12 protein-coding genes are annotated in these 14,738 nt (G+C 59.2%); 4 read left to right on the top strand and 8 right to left on the bottom strand.

Features of this window, described 5'->3' with window-relative positions; translation table 11 throughout:
* Positions 1–130: 130 nt before the first annotated feature.
* Positions 131–1,237: a YggN family protein gene (locus NQZ67_RS09460; RefSeq protein ID WP_257444925.1), complete on the top strand. Its 1,107-nt coding sequence runs from the start codon at positions 131–133 to the stop codon at positions 1,235–1,237.
* Between the two features lie 69 nt (positions 1,238–1,306).
* Here NQZ67_RS09460 and NQZ67_RS09455 read toward each other — a convergent pair whose 3' ends face one another.
* The 4 genes from NQZ67_RS09455 to NQZ67_RS09440 form a co-directional block, all read right to left on the bottom strand.
* Positions 1,307–1,453 (bottom strand): hypothetical protein, encoded by a 147-nt coding sequence (locus NQZ67_RS09455; protein WP_257444923.1) that lies wholly within the window; start codon positions 1,451–1,453, stop codon positions 1,307–1,309.
* Positions 1,454–1,558: 105 nt separating this feature from the next.
* Positions 1,559–2,014, bottom strand: a complete 456-nt coding sequence (locus NQZ67_RS09450; protein WP_257444921.1) for a DinB family protein — start codon at positions 2,012–2,014, stop codon at positions 1,559–1,561.
* Positions 2,015–2,215: 201 nt separating this feature from the next.
* Positions 2,216–3,559, bottom strand: a complete 1,344-nt coding sequence (locus tag NQZ67_RS09445) for an AAA family ATPase (RefSeq protein WP_257444918.1) — start codon at positions 3,557–3,559, stop codon at positions 2,216–2,218.
* A gap of 5 nt (positions 3,560–3,564) precedes the next feature.
* Positions 3,565–4,989 carry an RtcB family protein gene (locus NQZ67_RS09440; RefSeq protein WP_257444917.1) on the bottom strand — a complete coding sequence of 475 codons (1,425 nt, stop codon included), beginning with the start codon at positions 4,987–4,989 and terminating at the stop codon, positions 3,565–3,567.
* Positions 4,990–5,466: 477 nt separating this feature from the next.
* Here NQZ67_RS09440 and NQZ67_RS09435 point away from each other — a divergent pair, with 477 nt between their 5' ends.
* On the top strand, positions 5,467–6,387 hold the full coding sequence (locus NQZ67_RS09435; RefSeq protein ID WP_257444915.1) for an alpha/beta fold hydrolase: 921 nt from the start codon (positions 5,467–5,469) through the stop codon (positions 6,385–6,387).
* Positions 6,388–6,391: 4 nt separating this feature from the next.
* On the opposite strand, the gene NQZ67_RS09430 is transcribed toward NQZ67_RS09435, so the two are convergent.
* From NQZ67_RS09430 to NQZ67_RS09415, 4 genes are all read right to left on the bottom strand, one after another.
* The gene (locus NQZ67_RS09430; protein WP_257444913.1) at positions 6,392–6,667 is read right to left on the bottom strand and encodes a hypothetical protein; all 276 of its coding nucleotides are present in this window, start codon (positions 6,665–6,667) and stop codon (positions 6,392–6,394) included.
* A 116-nt stretch (positions 6,668–6,783) separates the two neighbouring features.
* Positions 6,784–8,922: an assimilatory nitrate reductase catalytic subunit NasC gene (gene nasC / locus NQZ67_RS09425; RefSeq protein ID WP_257444912.1), complete on the bottom strand. Its 2,139-nt coding sequence runs from the start codon at positions 8,920–8,922 to the stop codon at positions 6,784–6,786.
* A 20-nt stretch (positions 8,923–8,942) separates the two neighbouring features.
* Positions 8,943–11,060: a nitrite reductase large subunit NirB gene (gene nirB / locus NQZ67_RS09420; RefSeq protein ID WP_257444910.1), complete on the bottom strand. Its 2,118-nt coding sequence runs from the start codon at positions 11,058–11,060 to the stop codon at positions 8,943–8,945.
* Positions 11,061–11,077: 17 nt separating this feature from the next.
* Positions 11,078–12,346, bottom strand: coding sequence for a molybdopterin molybdotransferase MoeA (locus NQZ67_RS09415; RefSeq protein ID WP_257444909.1), 1,269 nt, complete (start codon positions 12,344–12,346; stop codon positions 11,078–11,080).
* 403 nt (positions 12,347–12,749) lie between these two features.
* Here NQZ67_RS09415 and NQZ67_RS09410 point away from each other — a divergent pair, with 403 nt between their 5' ends.
* Both NQZ67_RS09410 and NQZ67_RS09405 read left to right on the top strand, forming a co-directional pair.
* Positions 12,750–13,985, top strand: a complete 1,236-nt coding sequence (locus NQZ67_RS09410; RefSeq protein WP_257444908.1) for a nitrate/nitrite transporter — start codon at positions 12,750–12,752, stop codon at positions 13,983–13,985.
* A gap of 99 nt (positions 13,986–14,084) precedes the next feature.
* Positions 14,085–14,687 (top strand): hypothetical protein, encoded by a 603-nt coding sequence (locus NQZ67_RS09405; RefSeq protein WP_257444906.1) that lies wholly within the window; start codon positions 14,085–14,087, stop codon positions 14,685–14,687.
* Positions 14,688–14,738: the final 51 nt, after the last annotated feature.

The raw sequence follows: 14,738 nt of genomic DNA, 5'->3' as shown, positions 1-14,738 counted from the left end.
CTTAGGGAAAGCCGGGAGCGCCGGCACGAGCCGCCGCAGCGGAATTCGACATTTTTTTCTTCGAATCATGTATGAAGCTCCGGTTTCTTGCAAAGCTAAAAAAAGGAAGAAAGGAGTTGGGTTACCCGTTATGAAAGCTTTTCGATTTCGAAATTTCGCGGCAGCTCTGCTGCTTCTCTTCGGACTGATCCCCTCCCCATTCGTAAGCGCCAAGTCCGAAGGCTCGGCCGGCGAGGCGGAGCTGTCCGTCAAAGCATCGCCGAATGCGGCTTATGCAACCAAACAAAGCATGCCTATCGCGGCGTTATTCAAAGGAGCCGTCACCGTGGACGACGCGTCCCTGCCATCGACGGACACCTACTTGACGGTGACCGGCAAGTCGGGCGGCGCGACGGTGTACCGCGTGGATCCCGACGGCAATCTGCACCTGGAAGACGGCAAGGAGCTAATCTTGAAGCCGGCGGCCAGACAGAAGCTGCTTGCGGCCTCGCAAGAGCTTCGCGCCCGGCATTACGGCGAGCTGCTGCCCTGGGAGGAAGCGAGAACCGTCATTCCGAGGAAGGCCAAGCTCAAGGTCATCGACCTGGAGAGCGGACTATCCTTCAACGCCCAGCGAAGAGCGGGAAGCAGCCACGCCGACGTGCAGCCTCTGACGAAGGGCGATACCGATATCATGAAGCAAATCTACAACGGCAAGTGGAGCTGGCATCGCCGGGCAATTCTCGTCGAAGCGAATGGCCGGACGCTGGCCGCCTCCATGCACGGCATGCCTCATGGCGGCGACGGCATTCCGAACAACGGCTTCAGCGGACATTTCTGCATTCATTTTCTCGGAAGCGCCACCCACGGCAAAGGCAATATCGATCTAGGGCATCAATTCATGGTCGCCAAGGCCGCCGGCGCGCTTGACGCGTTCAAGCGGAAGCTGGATCCGTACGATATGATCAACGCCTTCTTCCTCGCGAACGAATACGGGGACAGCCAGCTGATGGAGGAGCTGTTCTCGAACGCCGGGCACGAGCAGGCCCACATGCGCCACTTCGGAGCGGAGCGAGGAACGGTCCGCCATCGCTTCATGGAGGAGAACGCCGCCTTCGAAACGATGGTAGCCGTCGATATTCCGGTCGAAACCTGCCTCATCCGAGGCGGAGCGTGCCGAGATCAAGCGCGCAGCGTGTTTCGGATGCGCCGCATGTCTCCCGCCGAGCAGTGGCGGATTGACGGGATCGAACAATAAGGTCTTAACACGCCAAAAAAAGCTGGATTCCAAGACGCCTTCGCCTCTTGAACATCCAGCTTTTTTTATTCAATCCGGGTCGCGTTCGCCCTCCGCTTCGTCCATGCACGAGAAGCAGATGAGCGTTCCGTCTTCCTGAACAACGCCCTGCAGAAAGCCTCCTCTGCAATATACGTCTCCGCCGCATTCCGCGCAGTTGCCGACCTTTTCTTGCATCTGCTTGCCGCCCTCCTCACAAGCTCGCTCCTACATGCCGCGATTATTTCGCCACCTTAATCGTTAACACCTTATCCGCGTCTATCCCGAATAATTGTACCCCCTCTAATCCCGCGCGAACAAAATAAAGTCCAGCCCGACCGGCTCAAGCGACTCCGCTCGCAAAATGCGGTTGATCTGCCCCCGGTGGTATTGCCCATGCAGCGCCACATGCGTCACGATGTCGCGGATGGACGTGCGGAAGGGCGCTCCGCTTTGATTTCGGTAATCGACGATATCGTCCAGCCGTTCCTCGCTTAATCCTTCCATGTAGGAGCGGTAGCCCCGCTCGTTCCGTCCCAGCATCCCGATTAACTCGTCAAGCGTCTCCGAGGTATTCCATATGGCGAGATGCGAGCTATCGTTGCCCTGCAGCCGGGTCAGCCACACCCGCTCCGCCATCACCACATGACGCAGCAGACGAAGCGCTTCCGGATGATCCGCCCCCTGCTCCTTCATCGCCGCAGCCAGCCTTCCATTCGCCCAATAGAGATGCTCCATCATTCTGGTTAAAGTTTTCATCGTCGACCTCACTCCGTTTCCATAGGCTTTGACACTAGCATACATGGTTTGCGAGCGGAGTTCATCCTTTTCCTGTCAATTTGACTCCCGTTCTTAGAGCGTTCCAAGCAAAGCAATTAGTGGACTCTGAGCACTCTAATCTTCTCAGGCATCCATGCAAAAAAAGGCCCGCACCGCAGGCCTCTTTCACGCACGCCGTCCTTACACAAACCCCATCGACTTCGGCTTTCCTTCGCTCATCCAGTCGCCGGTGCGGCTCTTGCCGAAGTCCGATTTCATCTCTTCCGCGATGCGGGCGGGGTCGGCCTGGCCCTCGTAATGCAGCTGCAGCGCCGCCGACACGTACAGCTCGCCGAGCTGCGCGAACGTGAACCCGTCCGTCCGCCGCGCCAACGCTTCCACCTCGCCGCGGTCAACGACTCGTTCCATGCCCTTCCGCAGCAGGTACGCATAACGCAGCCGTTCATCCGGCAGCTTCACCTCGTACGAGCGGTCGAACCGCCCGGCGCGGTTCATGAGGGCGGGGTCGATCCGCTCCGGATAGTTGGTCGTGCCGATGAGGAACACGCCCTCCTTGGAGGCGACGCCGTCCAGAATGTTCAGGAAGAACGAACGGCACGATTCCGGCATGGAGTCGATATCCTCGATGACCAGCACCATGGGAGCCATGCGAACGGCGGCCGAGAATACCTCGGAGATGGACTCGCTGTTCGTAAACTCCGTGATTTGCCAGTAAGCCACGGGCGCGCCGATCGTCGAGGCGATCGACTTCACCAGCGTCGTCTTACCGTTGCCAGGCTTCCCATACAGCAGGATGCCTCTCTTGTACGGAATGTTATAGGTCTTGAAGAAGGAAGCCTCCTCCGAGAAGAACTCATCCACCGAACGATAAATATGCGTCTTCAGCGTTTCGTCCATGAACACGTCTTCGCGGGTGACCGGAGCGGCGGAGAGGCTCTCCCGCTCCAGCCCCTCTCGCGTGTCGCTGTATACGATGATTTTGCGGTCCGCAAGCTGCCTCTCCCGCATGTCCGTCAGAAACTCCCGGAGCGATTCGTCGTCCGAGGCGAAGATCAGGTCCTCATAGCCGAGACCGTGCATCGTTTCCCGCGGGATCCTTGCGAACGCGACGCGGAACAGCGGGTACAGGAACAGATTGTTCCGGACGGACGGCCTCACCTCGTAACCGCCGCTTTGAAGCCCGGCTCCGAACGGGTCGGCTTCATAACGGAAGGTGTCCGTCTCCACCAGATCGTATAAGCTGGCCGTATGCTCCACGCCGGGATGCTCTCTGCGAAGATCCTCCTCCAGCAGATCCCACATGTCGTTGCTGTCATCCTGATAATAGAGGCGGAAGCCGCAGCCGAACCTCTGCTCCAAGAAGGACATGATGCGGCGGACCGTCTCCGTGTAGTCGAAATACCGCTTTTCGCCTCTCGCGACCGGCTGCAGCTTGCCTTCCGCCGGCGCGATAAACGGCTTTTGCTTGGCGGCAGTCGCAGCTATGAAAGGAGCGGCGTTTACGCTTTTCTTAGCTATCTTCATTTGTCTTATACCCCCTTGACCGTCGCCAGCGGACTGCATTTCGCCACGACCGTCGCCAGTCCCGCGCCCACGACGCTTTCGATAATGTGATCGACGTTTTTGTAAGCCTGCGGCGACTCGTCAATAATCGCCTCCAGGGCGCGATGGTTGACGACGATCTCGTCGTCCCGCCCCACGCGCATCGACGAAGCGAATTCGTCGACGGTCACCAGCTGCTTGGTCGCGTTCCGCGAGCGGATCCGCCCCGCTCCGTGGCAGATGGAATAATAGTTGGCGGCGCCTCCGGGGGAGCCGACCATAAGGTACGAAGACGTCCCCATGGAGCCGGGTATGAGCGCGGGATGACCGGTTTCCCGGTACGGCTCCGGATTGCCGGGATGACCGGCAGGGAGCGCCCGCGTCGCGCCTTTGCGATGGATGAAGAAACGATCTTCGCCTTCCTGCTCCTCGCATGCGTAATTGTGCATCAGATCGTACAGCGTCCGCATTTCGACCGCTTTGCCGAGCGTATCGCGGAACGCCTCGCGGACCGCGTACGCCAGCAGATGCCGGTTCACGATTGCATAGTTTAGCGCGGAGTACATCAGGTTGACGTACGCGTCTCCAGCGGCGCTTTCTAGCGGCGCGTACTTGAGCTTCGGATCGGCCGTGCCGAGTCCGAGCCTGCTCATCGTTTTGGCCACTTCCGAGACGCAGTACTGGTTCACGGCGCCGCCACAAGCGCGGGAGCCGCTGTGGATCATGACGATAACCTGACCGTCCTCGAGCCCCCACTTCTCCGCCGTGGAGCGTCCGCCTTCATCTATCTGAACCGTCTGAATTTCCACAAAATGATTCCCGCCCCCCAGCGTGCCAAGCTGCCGGTGCGAGCGGTGCCAGAGCGGCTCGGGCAGCCGGTCCAGCGCGCTTTCGTCGAAACGGAAGCCGCTGCTCTCGACATGCGTCAGCGAAGTCGCTTTTCTCGGCGTGTACGAGTCCGGCACGTATTTGCCCGGCAGGCCGTGCAGGCCTTTGCGGAGCACATGCTCAAGCCGAATGTCGGAGAAGTGGCCTCTCGCGTGGTTTTCAACCGGAATCAGCTTCTCGATCGCCTTCACCAGCTTGCGGCGAAGCTTCACGTCCTTCAGCTCTTCCGCCTTCAGGTTCGTCACATGGACGCGCATGCCGCAGCCGATATCGCTGCCCACGATGGACGGCGAGACGTATCCGCCCTCCATATCCCACACGGCCGTCGTGCCGATGCAGGTGCCTACCCCGACATGCGCGTCCGGCGTATAGCTCATGTAGCGGATGTTCGGGATTTGCAAATTGTTGTTCGCCATCTCCAGCACCTTGTGCCCCATGTCGCGGAACAGCGGATCGCTGGCGTAGACGTGCAGATCGCCCGCCGGGAGATCGATCCGCCTGTAATAGTTTGGTTCTGTATTCATATAGGTTTGATTTCCTCTCTTTTTATCGAAACTTTAAGTCGCTCTCATCGGCTTATTCGTCGCTCCGACCCAGTCGGCTATAGAAAAAAAAGACGACCGCGAGCCCAATCGCTCACGGTCGTCCAGCATGCGGAAACAAAAACGTTAGTCTGCGACTGCTGCGCCGCCGCCGATGCCGGCGGGCGCGCGCAATCGCGATTCACGTCTTCTCTCTCCTTGCAAAGGCCCGCAGGGGCCGACAGACAATGAACGTTGGTGTCTTGTGGCTTAAGTGAAGTCGAGTCTTGTTTGCGACGTACATGGCCATCGGCCTCCCTTCTTAAGTGTTAGGGCTATCATAATTCATGCGGCGAAGCTCTTCAATGGAAAGAATGGTTATAAATGTTCGCTCTTTTTTTTGCGTAGAAAATGGGAATAGTCACCTGTCATCTGAGGCAAATTGAAAGGGATACTTGGAAATGGGAGGAAGCCCCCAACATGCCTTATGCTTCTGTGAATGGAACCAAGCTTTACTATCGGGTAAGAGGTCAAGGCATACCCATCGTATGCATCCATCCTCCCCTCTTGACCAGCGCCAACTTTCATTATCAAGCCGAGCAGCTGTCCGATGAGTACAGGGTGATCACCTTCGACATTCGCGGACATGGTTCAAGCGAGGAATCGGCCACGTCCATTACCTACCCTCTAATCGCCGAGGATATCCGCCAGCTGCTCGACTATCTGGGCATCGACAAAGCGATTCTCTGCGGCTACTCTACCGGAGGAACCGTAGCTCTGGAAGCCATGCTTGCCTACCCGGACCGGTTTCATGGCGGCATTCTGCTGAGCGCTATGTCGGAGGCAAGCGATTTCGTTCTGCGCAACCGCATCCGCATCGCCATTGGGTTGTCCGCATGGAAATCGGCGATCCGCCTGCTTATGCTGGCCATTACGTGGGGCAATTCCGACAGCTCGCGGACGTACCGTAGAATGATCAAGAGAACGAGGCTGGGGAGCCCGCGCAACATTCATCAATTTTACCGCTGCTCCTTGGCCTACAATTGCACGGAACGCTTGTCTCGAATCGCGGCCCCCATGCTGCTTATATACGGAGAGAAGGACTGGGGCTTCAAGCGCTACCGCCGCAAGCTAATGGAGGGGCTCCGTTACGCTTCCTTGGTCATCCTGGACAAGAAGAAGCATCAGCTGCCGACCAAAGCGGCCTCCGAGATCCATGCGGCGATCCGGGATTGGGTCAGCTTGCGGACTTCGGGAAGACCGACATCGACCGCGGCCAGCCCGAGTCTCTTCAGCCGTTCGATCCGCCGCCTGCGGAAGTGGAACCGGAAGCGACTGAGCTCCATTAAACAGCAAAAAACCAGCCCGATCGGGGGCTGGTTTCTTGTTTTATGGCAATGAGAGTTTAAACGAACAGCATGAAGGACAGAAACCCTAAAATCCATAGCGAAGGGACCAAATTCAAGATGATTGCCGTCCGCTTCTTGCGTTTATGAATGAGCCAGGCGACGATCGAGCACGCGATAACCGCGACCGGATATAAGGTGATCGTCCCCACGAAAGTGATATTGGCCCAGCTGAAGCCCATGTCGAAGCTCATGAAGGAGAGTCCCCAGAACACGAACCATGGAATGAGGCACAACACGTATATCGCTTGTAAAATAATTAAATATGCTTTCATATCGATCCCCCGCGAGCCCGATCGGACAGGCGCCCCGAATGTTGTCGGATGTCACATCCGCTAACAAATTATAGCATCCCGCCCTCCAGCCCGCTAGAGTCCATTGCCTCCGCCATTTACAGCATCGAAGCCTTCAAAGGCCGGATCGAAGCGGCCGCGGTCTTGAAGCCCGGCATCTTGCAGTTCGGATCCAGCTCGGGAGTCGTCGCTTTATTAACGTTCTGCGCGCCTCCCCAGTGCATCGGCACGAACAAGGTATTCTCCCGTATGCCCGCGCTCACCTTGCAGCGGACGCTGAACGCGCCGTGGCGGGAACGGATCTCGACCATGTCGCCGTCTTCGATCCGGTGCGCTTTGGCGGTCTTCGGATGGATTTCCACGAAGTTGTCGACGCTGCGAGCGGCCAGCGTGGCGCTTCTCCGCGTCTGCACGCCGGTCAAATAATGCGACAGCACCCGTCCGTTCGTGAGCGTCAGCGGGAACTCCTCGTCCGGAACCTCCTGCGGCTGCCGGCTCGGCACCGGGAAGAAGATCGCTTTGCCGTCCGGATGCGCAAACCGCTTCTCGAACAGGATGCCGGAGCCCGGCGATTCGTCTACGGAAGGACATGGCCAGTAGACGCCGCCCTCTCGTCTCAGCCGGTCATACGTAATGCCGTAATAGTCGGCGACTCCGCCTTTGCTTGCCACGCGCAGCTCTTCGAATATTTGCTCCGCCGACTCGAAATCGAAATAGGCGGATTTCCCCAGCCGCGAGGCCAGCTCGCATAGAATCGCCCAATCGTGCCGTGCCTCGCCCGGCGCCTCGATCTTCGATTCCCGCAGCAGCACCCGGCCCTCCAGGTTGGTCAGCGTGCCGTCGTTCTCCAGATAAGCGGTAACCGGGAGCACGACATCCGCCATCCGCGCGGTCTCGGACAAGAACATGTCGGCCACGGCCAGAAACTCGACGTTCTCGAGCGCCTCCTCCACAAGGTCGGCATTCGGATTCGACATGACGGGGTTCGACCCCATGACGAACAACGATCGAATCGTCCCTTGATGAACCAGCTCCATCATTTCGTAGGCGGATACGCCTTTGCGCGGAATGCTGTCAGGCTCGACGCCCCATACGCCCGCCATATACCGGCGGTCTTCCTCGTTCTCGATAAGGCGGTAGCCTGGCAGCTGATCCGCCTTCTGCCCGTGCTCGCGGCCGCCTTGACCGTTGCCTTGGCCCGTTACCGCGCCGTAGCCGCAGCCCGGCTTGCCGATCTTGCCCGTCGCCAGCACAAGGTTCAGGAAGTTCCGCACGGCGACGTGGCCGTCCGTCTGCTGCTCCACCCCGCGCGCGGTGAAAATAATGCCCGTCTCCGCACGTCCGTACTGCTCGGCCGCCTTCTCGATCAGCGCTTGATCCAGTCCGGTCAGCTCCGCGATCTCGGGCAGCGACACGGATTCCAGATGCTTCTCGAGCTCGGCGAAGCCGTTCGTGCGCTCCTTGATGAACGCTTCATCCATCCAGCCTCCGAGCTGCACGGCTTTCAGCAGGCCGTTCGCCAGAGCGGCGTCCGTGCCGGGCCGAAGCTGCAGGTGGATGTCCGCAAGCTCCGCCGTTCCCGTCACGCGCGGATCGATCACTATAATGAACGTCCCGTTTTCCTTGGCCCGGGTCAAATAAGGCATTAACGTCGGCTGGCACTCCGCGATGTTCGTTCCCGCCAGGATGAGGCATTTCGCCTTCGGAATATCCTCGAGCCGGCAGGTCAAGCCGCGGTCGATGCCGAACGTCTTGACGCCCGCCGATGCGGCGGCCGACATGCAGAAGCGGCCGTTATAATCGATGTAGCGCGTGCCGAGCCCGATGCGCGCGAATTTGCCGAGAAGGTAGGCCGTTTCGTTCGTCAGCGAGCCTCCCCCGTACAGACCGATCGCGTCCGCTCCGTGCCGCTCCGTGACGGAGACGAAGTTGTCGACGATGCGCGTCAGCGCCTCTTCCCAGGTAGACGGCGTCAGCTTGCCGTTTATTTTCACCAGCGGCTGAAGGATGCGCTCTCCGCTCATGACATGCTGATGCGCGTTCATTCCTTTGACGCATACGCGCCCTTCCGACGCCTTGTTCGGAATGCCTTCCACGGTATAAGACGGACGCCTCTCTCCCGGAACCGGCTCGTTCCGCGTCAGACGGATTTTGCACTGTACGCTGCAGAAGGGACACTGCGTGTCGACCTGCGTCCCTGGCTTCAGCGAAGGCTTGCGGTTAAGCAGCTGCTGCATGGTTTCTCCCCCTCCCTATCTCACGCCAATGCTTCTTGCTCCCAGCCCCGGAACGAAGCATGTAGCGCCAATCGGTAATCCGTATCAAACAACGTTTCCCGAAGCTCCACCAATCCTTCTCTCTCTACCCATTTCCACAGCGGCTCCATGAACTCCGCTTTCTCTCTATATAGCTGCAGACAAGCGGCGCTTAGCTCCAGCGCTTCGCCATACGACTCCGCAATGCCGAGCAGCTGTCCTTGCCTGACCGGGTTCTCCGCGTGGCCCGCCACGTAAATTTGCCAGCCCGCCGGCGAATCCGTAATGCCGATATCGTGGACGAGCACGCCTGCCGCCTGGTGCAGACCGGAAGCGACTACCGCTTTGAGCCGCGTCGGGAAAGCGAGCTTCCGTCCCAGCCTCCCCAGCTCGTCGCCAAGCGAACGGGCATCGTAGTTCGGCAGCGAAGAAGGATCCGATTCGTCCGCAACGGTTACGGCCATGCCCACGTAAGCTTTGCCGATCGGCTCCCCTTCCTGGGCCTTGCTCGCGTCGCCCGTCCGGAGCGCAAAGTAATAACGGAGGGCGGGCACGCACACGTCGCAGCCGGATTTCCGTTTCCAGCCGAGCGCCGAGACGACCTGTTCGACGCTGCCGTAAGCTCCATGCATAATCGCCTGCTTCGCCTGCTCATGCGAGCAGTCCGTGCAGGCGCAGATCGGCGCCGCCGCGGCGGAATCCAAGCTGCCTTTGCGCTTCGCGTAGCTAACGATCGCCTCTACCATCGACTTGCAGCCGCCGCAGGAGCCGGACGCCTTCGTCTTCTCCTTCACCTGCTGCGCCGTCTCTAGACCGTCTTCGACGACGCAGCGCATGATCGTCCCTTTGGATACCGCGTTGCAGGCGCACACCGTTTCCTTATCCGGCATGGCCGCGATCTGCTCGTCTTGATTGCCCGCCCCCTGCTGGGCGGAGGAAGAAGCGAGAGCCGACACGGGCGCGTTCTGCTTCACCAGCTGCAGCAAGGCGTTCGCCTCGGAGGTGTCGCCGTATAGAATAGCTCCGCATATTTTGCCATCCGCCATCGTTACTTTCTTGTAGGCGCCCTTGATGCCGTCATACATTTGAAGCGCCGTTCCGGCCGCCTGCTCCTGTATCTCGCCGACCGAGAACATCTCCACGCCGGACACCTTCAGCTGCGCGGAAGGCACGGAGCCGACATACGGCGGGCATTCCTCGTTCGGACGGCACAGCAGCTGCGCGAGCACCTTGCCCTGCTCGTAGAGCGGCGCGACCAGCCCGTACGCGATCCCGCGATGCTCCGCGCATTCCCCGACGGCGTAAATATCCGCGACGCTGGTCCGCATGTAATCGTCCACGACGATCGCCCGGTTCGTGCGAATGCCGCTGCTCTTCGCCAGCTCCACGTTCGGGATGATGCCGACCGCGACGATCACGAGATCCGCTTCGATCGAAACGCCGGTCGCGAACCGGATGCCCTTGGCCCGGCTTCTGCCCGTAATGCTCTCGGTATTGGCGTTCAGCCAGAAGCGCATCCCTTGAGCTTCCAGCTCCTTGCGCAGCAGCTCCGCGGACATGTAATCCAGCTGCCGGTTCATCAGGTATGGCGCGTTATGAATCACGTCGGTCTCCATGCCGAGGTTGAGCAGACCCCTGGCGGCCTCCAGCCCCAGCAAGCCGCCGCCAATGACGGCCGCCTTGCGGTATTTCTCCGCGTGCTCCATCATGATGCGGCAATCGTCCATATTGCGGAAAGCGATGACGCCCGGCTTCCTCACCCCGTCGATCGGAGGAATGAACGGAGACGATCCCGTCGCCAGAATGAGCATGTCGTATTCGGCCTTAATGCCGGATTTGGTCTCCACTATTTTTTTGCCGGAATCGATCTTGACGACCGTCTCCCCCGTATACAGACGAATGCGGTTCTCATCGTACCAGGACCAGTCGTTGATGATGATCTCGTCCATGGCGGAGTTGCCCTGCAGCACCTTGGACAATAAAATCCGATTATAATTAGGTCTTGGCTCGCTGCCGAATATCGTAATTTGGAACCGTTCCGGATCCAGCTTCAGAATTTCTTCGACGCACCGGACGCCGGCCATCCCGTTACCTACCACAACCAGTTTAAGCTTGTTCATTATGCTCACATCCACTCTTACGATTTGCCTATCGTGAGGAAGCGTACCTCCTGCCCCGGCGCGGCGCCTCCGCCTCCCGCAGGGATACAGACTAGCGCGTTGGCTCTCGCGAACGCGGCTACGTTGCCCGACTTATCGTGATGGAGCGGCTCGATCAGCCACTCCTTGTTCTCGCGGTACGCGAAGGCCCGTGCAAACCGGGGATAAGGACATGGCTTCTTAATCGCGTCAACTAACCTGCCATCTAACCATTCCGTTCCGTATTCCGTTCTTCCGGCGGCTTTCAGAACGGCTTGCCTGACCAGCAGCTCAAGACCGGCGAAGCAGGCGGACGGGTTGCCGGACAAACACATCATCACTTTGCCTTCCGCCGTATAAGCCGACGTCGGCGTCCCCGGTCTCATCAGCACCTTCGTGAACAGCGGCCTGCCTTCCATTGCATCCACCGCCCTTCTTACATAATCGTAATCCCCGACGGATACGCCGCCGATCGTGATGACGGCATCCGCCTCCGCCAGGGCTCTTCTCATCTCCCCTTGGATTGCAAGCAATCCGTCCGGCACCGGAGCCCATTGCAGCGGCTCCGCTCCCAGCTCTCGCAGCCTGGCGCTTACCATATAGCCGTTGGCGTCATAGATTTTCCCCGGACTTAGCGAACCGCCCGGATGCTCCAGCTCGTCGCCGATCGGAATGACCGCGATAACCGGCTTGCGGTATACCGGGACGCTCCGTATGCCGAGCGAGGCCAATATCGCGACCTCCTTGGCCCGGATCGCCGTTCCCCGGTACAGCACGGAGAGACCTTCGGGAATGTCCTCCCCGCGCTCGGCGATATGCTGGCCCTTTGCAGCCGCACGGTCGACTCGGATGCAAGGCTTGCCGCCCGCGCTCTTGGTCAAGGAGACCATCTCCTGCATGATGACCGCGTCGTATCCTTCGGGAACTGGCGCTCCGGTGAAGATTCGGATGGCGACGCCTGCCGCATTCAAGTACGGGGCGTGATCCGTTCCATCGCCCGAGCGGATTTCGCCCGCGATCTCGAGTCGCACCGGCCGTTCCGGCGATGCCCCCGCGACCGAGGCGTGGCGGACGGCGTAGCCGTCCATGGCCGCCCTGCGGAACGGCGGAAGCGCGATCGGACTTCCAAGATCCGCCCCAAGCACCCTGCCGGCCGCTTCCTCCAGCGGCACCTCCTCGGATGCCGGCTCTCTCATTTCTTTGACCAGCAAGGAAACGGCCTTGGCGACAGACGCATGTAACGAATCAACAGCAAGAACAGCCGTCATATTGCCCCCTCCTTATTCCGATCCTCTATTCTCAATACTAAAAATAAGCATAAAAAGCCCTTCCTCGTCATTCGCGAGAAAAGGCATCGTCGCCATTCGAGCCCGCACCCCATTGTGCCGCTCCTGTATAAGGTTAGAGTAGTGCATGCGAGAGATCATGTCAATATATATAACATAAAAAGAGAGTGGAAATTTTTATGTCTTACCGCGTTAGATATATTGACATGACGATTACACCGCTCTATAATTCGTGTTGGGAACACAAAATCGTGCCCCCCCCAAACAAAGGCGCACAATGCTGTGCTGCCGACGGCAACGAGGCCGCATCTTCTCCCATCTTCCGGGCGAGGTGCGGCTTTTATGTTTTGAACTACAGATACAAAAAGAAAAGGGAGAGATGGAGATGGAGAAAAAAAGTTTTTGGCAAAGCGGTCACCGCCCCACCTTGTTCAGCGCGTTCTTGTACTTTGATGTTAGCTTTATGATCTGGGTGCTTATCGGGCCTCTTGCGGTCATTATCGCGCAGGATTACCCGATGACCCCCGTCGAGAAAGCCAACCTCGTAGCGCTGCCGATTCTAGGCGGGTCCATCCTGCGTCTCGTGCTTGGTTATCTAACCGATTATATCGGGCCCAAAAGAACGGCGCAGATCGGCATGATCGTAACCATCATACCGCTCGTTATGGGTTGGCAGTTCGTTCAGTCGCTCGATCAGCTCTATGTCGTCGCGCTGCTGCTCGGCGTAGCCGGCGCCTCGTTCGCGGCCGCCCTGCCTCTCGCCAGCCAGTGGTATTCCAAGGAGCATCAAGGCCTCGCGATGGGCATCGCCGGCGCCGGCAACAGCGGCACCGTCATCACGACGCTGTTCGCCAACCGGATTGCGCAGCATTTCGGTAGCTGGGAGGTCGTATTCGGCCTCGCGCTTATTCCGATCGTGCTCGTGTTTATCATCTTCACCATCTTCGCCAAGAACAGCCCGAATCGTCCGGCGCCCAGAACGCTCGCCCAATACGGCAATGCCTTCAAGCAGCGCGACACTTGGATCTTCTGCGCGTTCTATTGCGTCACCTTCGGCTTCTTCGTCGGCCTGTCGAACTACTTGACGATCTTCTTCAACACGCAATACGGACTCGATCCGGTTCGCGCGGCCGACTTCACGACGACCGCCGTTATCGCGGGCAGCTTCTTCCGGCCGGTCGGCGGTTATCTATCGGATAAATTCGGCGGAACCCGCATGCTGATCGCGCTGTATGGCGGCGCAGGCATCATGCTGGCATCCGTGGCGTCCATTCCCGCTCTGCCTGTCGTCATTACGCTCCTGTTCGTCGCCATGATGTGCCTCGGGATGGGCAACGGCGCGGTGTTCCAGCTCGTGCCGCAGCGCTTCGGCAGCGAGATCGGCCTCTTGACCGGCATCGTCGGCGCGGCTGGCGGCATCGGCGGATACGCTCTGCCGCTCGTGCTTGGCCGTCTGTATCAATCCTCCGGCTCTTACACGCCGGGCTTCCTCGTGCTAAGCGCGGTCGCGCTTGCCGCGCTGGTGCTTCTGGCGGTCGTGCAGGTCAACTGGCGGAACAAATGGCTGGGCAAAGGCGGCAAAGCGCGTCTCGAGCCAGCCGATGCAGGCGTCCAAATCTAATATAACCAACCCTATCCGACCTCTTAATTAGGCGACCTCCCCCTCGATCCCGGTGTATGATACACTGAGGCTATTAGAACGGGGGAGGTCGTTTTACGTATGAAGCATGCTCTAGATGCTATATTGGAAAGGCTTGACGGCCGGGAGACGTTGTCTCCGCTGATGCCGAAGAAGGCTTGGGACGGCGAGCTCGAAGCGCGGATCGAGTCTCTCGCGCAGGGGATTTCCTTATCCGAGACAGCTCTTATCGCTTTAATGGCCGGCCTGCATTTAAGGAACGACAGCCTGGACGCGTCCCACTCCTACGCGCAGGAGATCGAGCATGACGCGACAGGCGCGTATTGGCACGGCCTGATGCACCGGATGGAAGGCGACTTCTACAACTCGAAATATTGGTTCCGCCAGGCCGGACGCCACCCTGCCATGGACCTGACACGAAAGCGGGTAGCGGAGCAGCTCGGCGGTGCTGCGGAGACCGAGAAGATAGCCTCGATTAAGGACTCGTACGCGAGCGGGGTATTGTCGTCGTTCCGGTCGGAAGCCGGGTGGGACTCGGCAAGATTCGTCGACCTTGCGGTCTGGCAGGAGAAGCTGGCCGCGAATGACGAAGCAAGAGCTTTGCTGGAGAGGATTCAACGGATCGAGATGGAAGCTTTGTTCGAGTACACATTGGAGGCCGCGAGGCCTTATCTGCCGGAATAAGAAACGGCGTCCGTTGCCGCCAACAGGCAGCATGGACGCCGTTTTCTCGTT

This window comes from Paenibacillus soyae (assembly GCF_024623455.1).
GTDB lineage: Bacteria > Bacillota > Bacilli > Paenibacillales > Paenibacillaceae > Pristimantibacillus > Pristimantibacillus soyae.
Note: the sequence above shows the minus strand (reverse complement) of the source record. Positions and strands in the feature narration are given on the sequence as shown.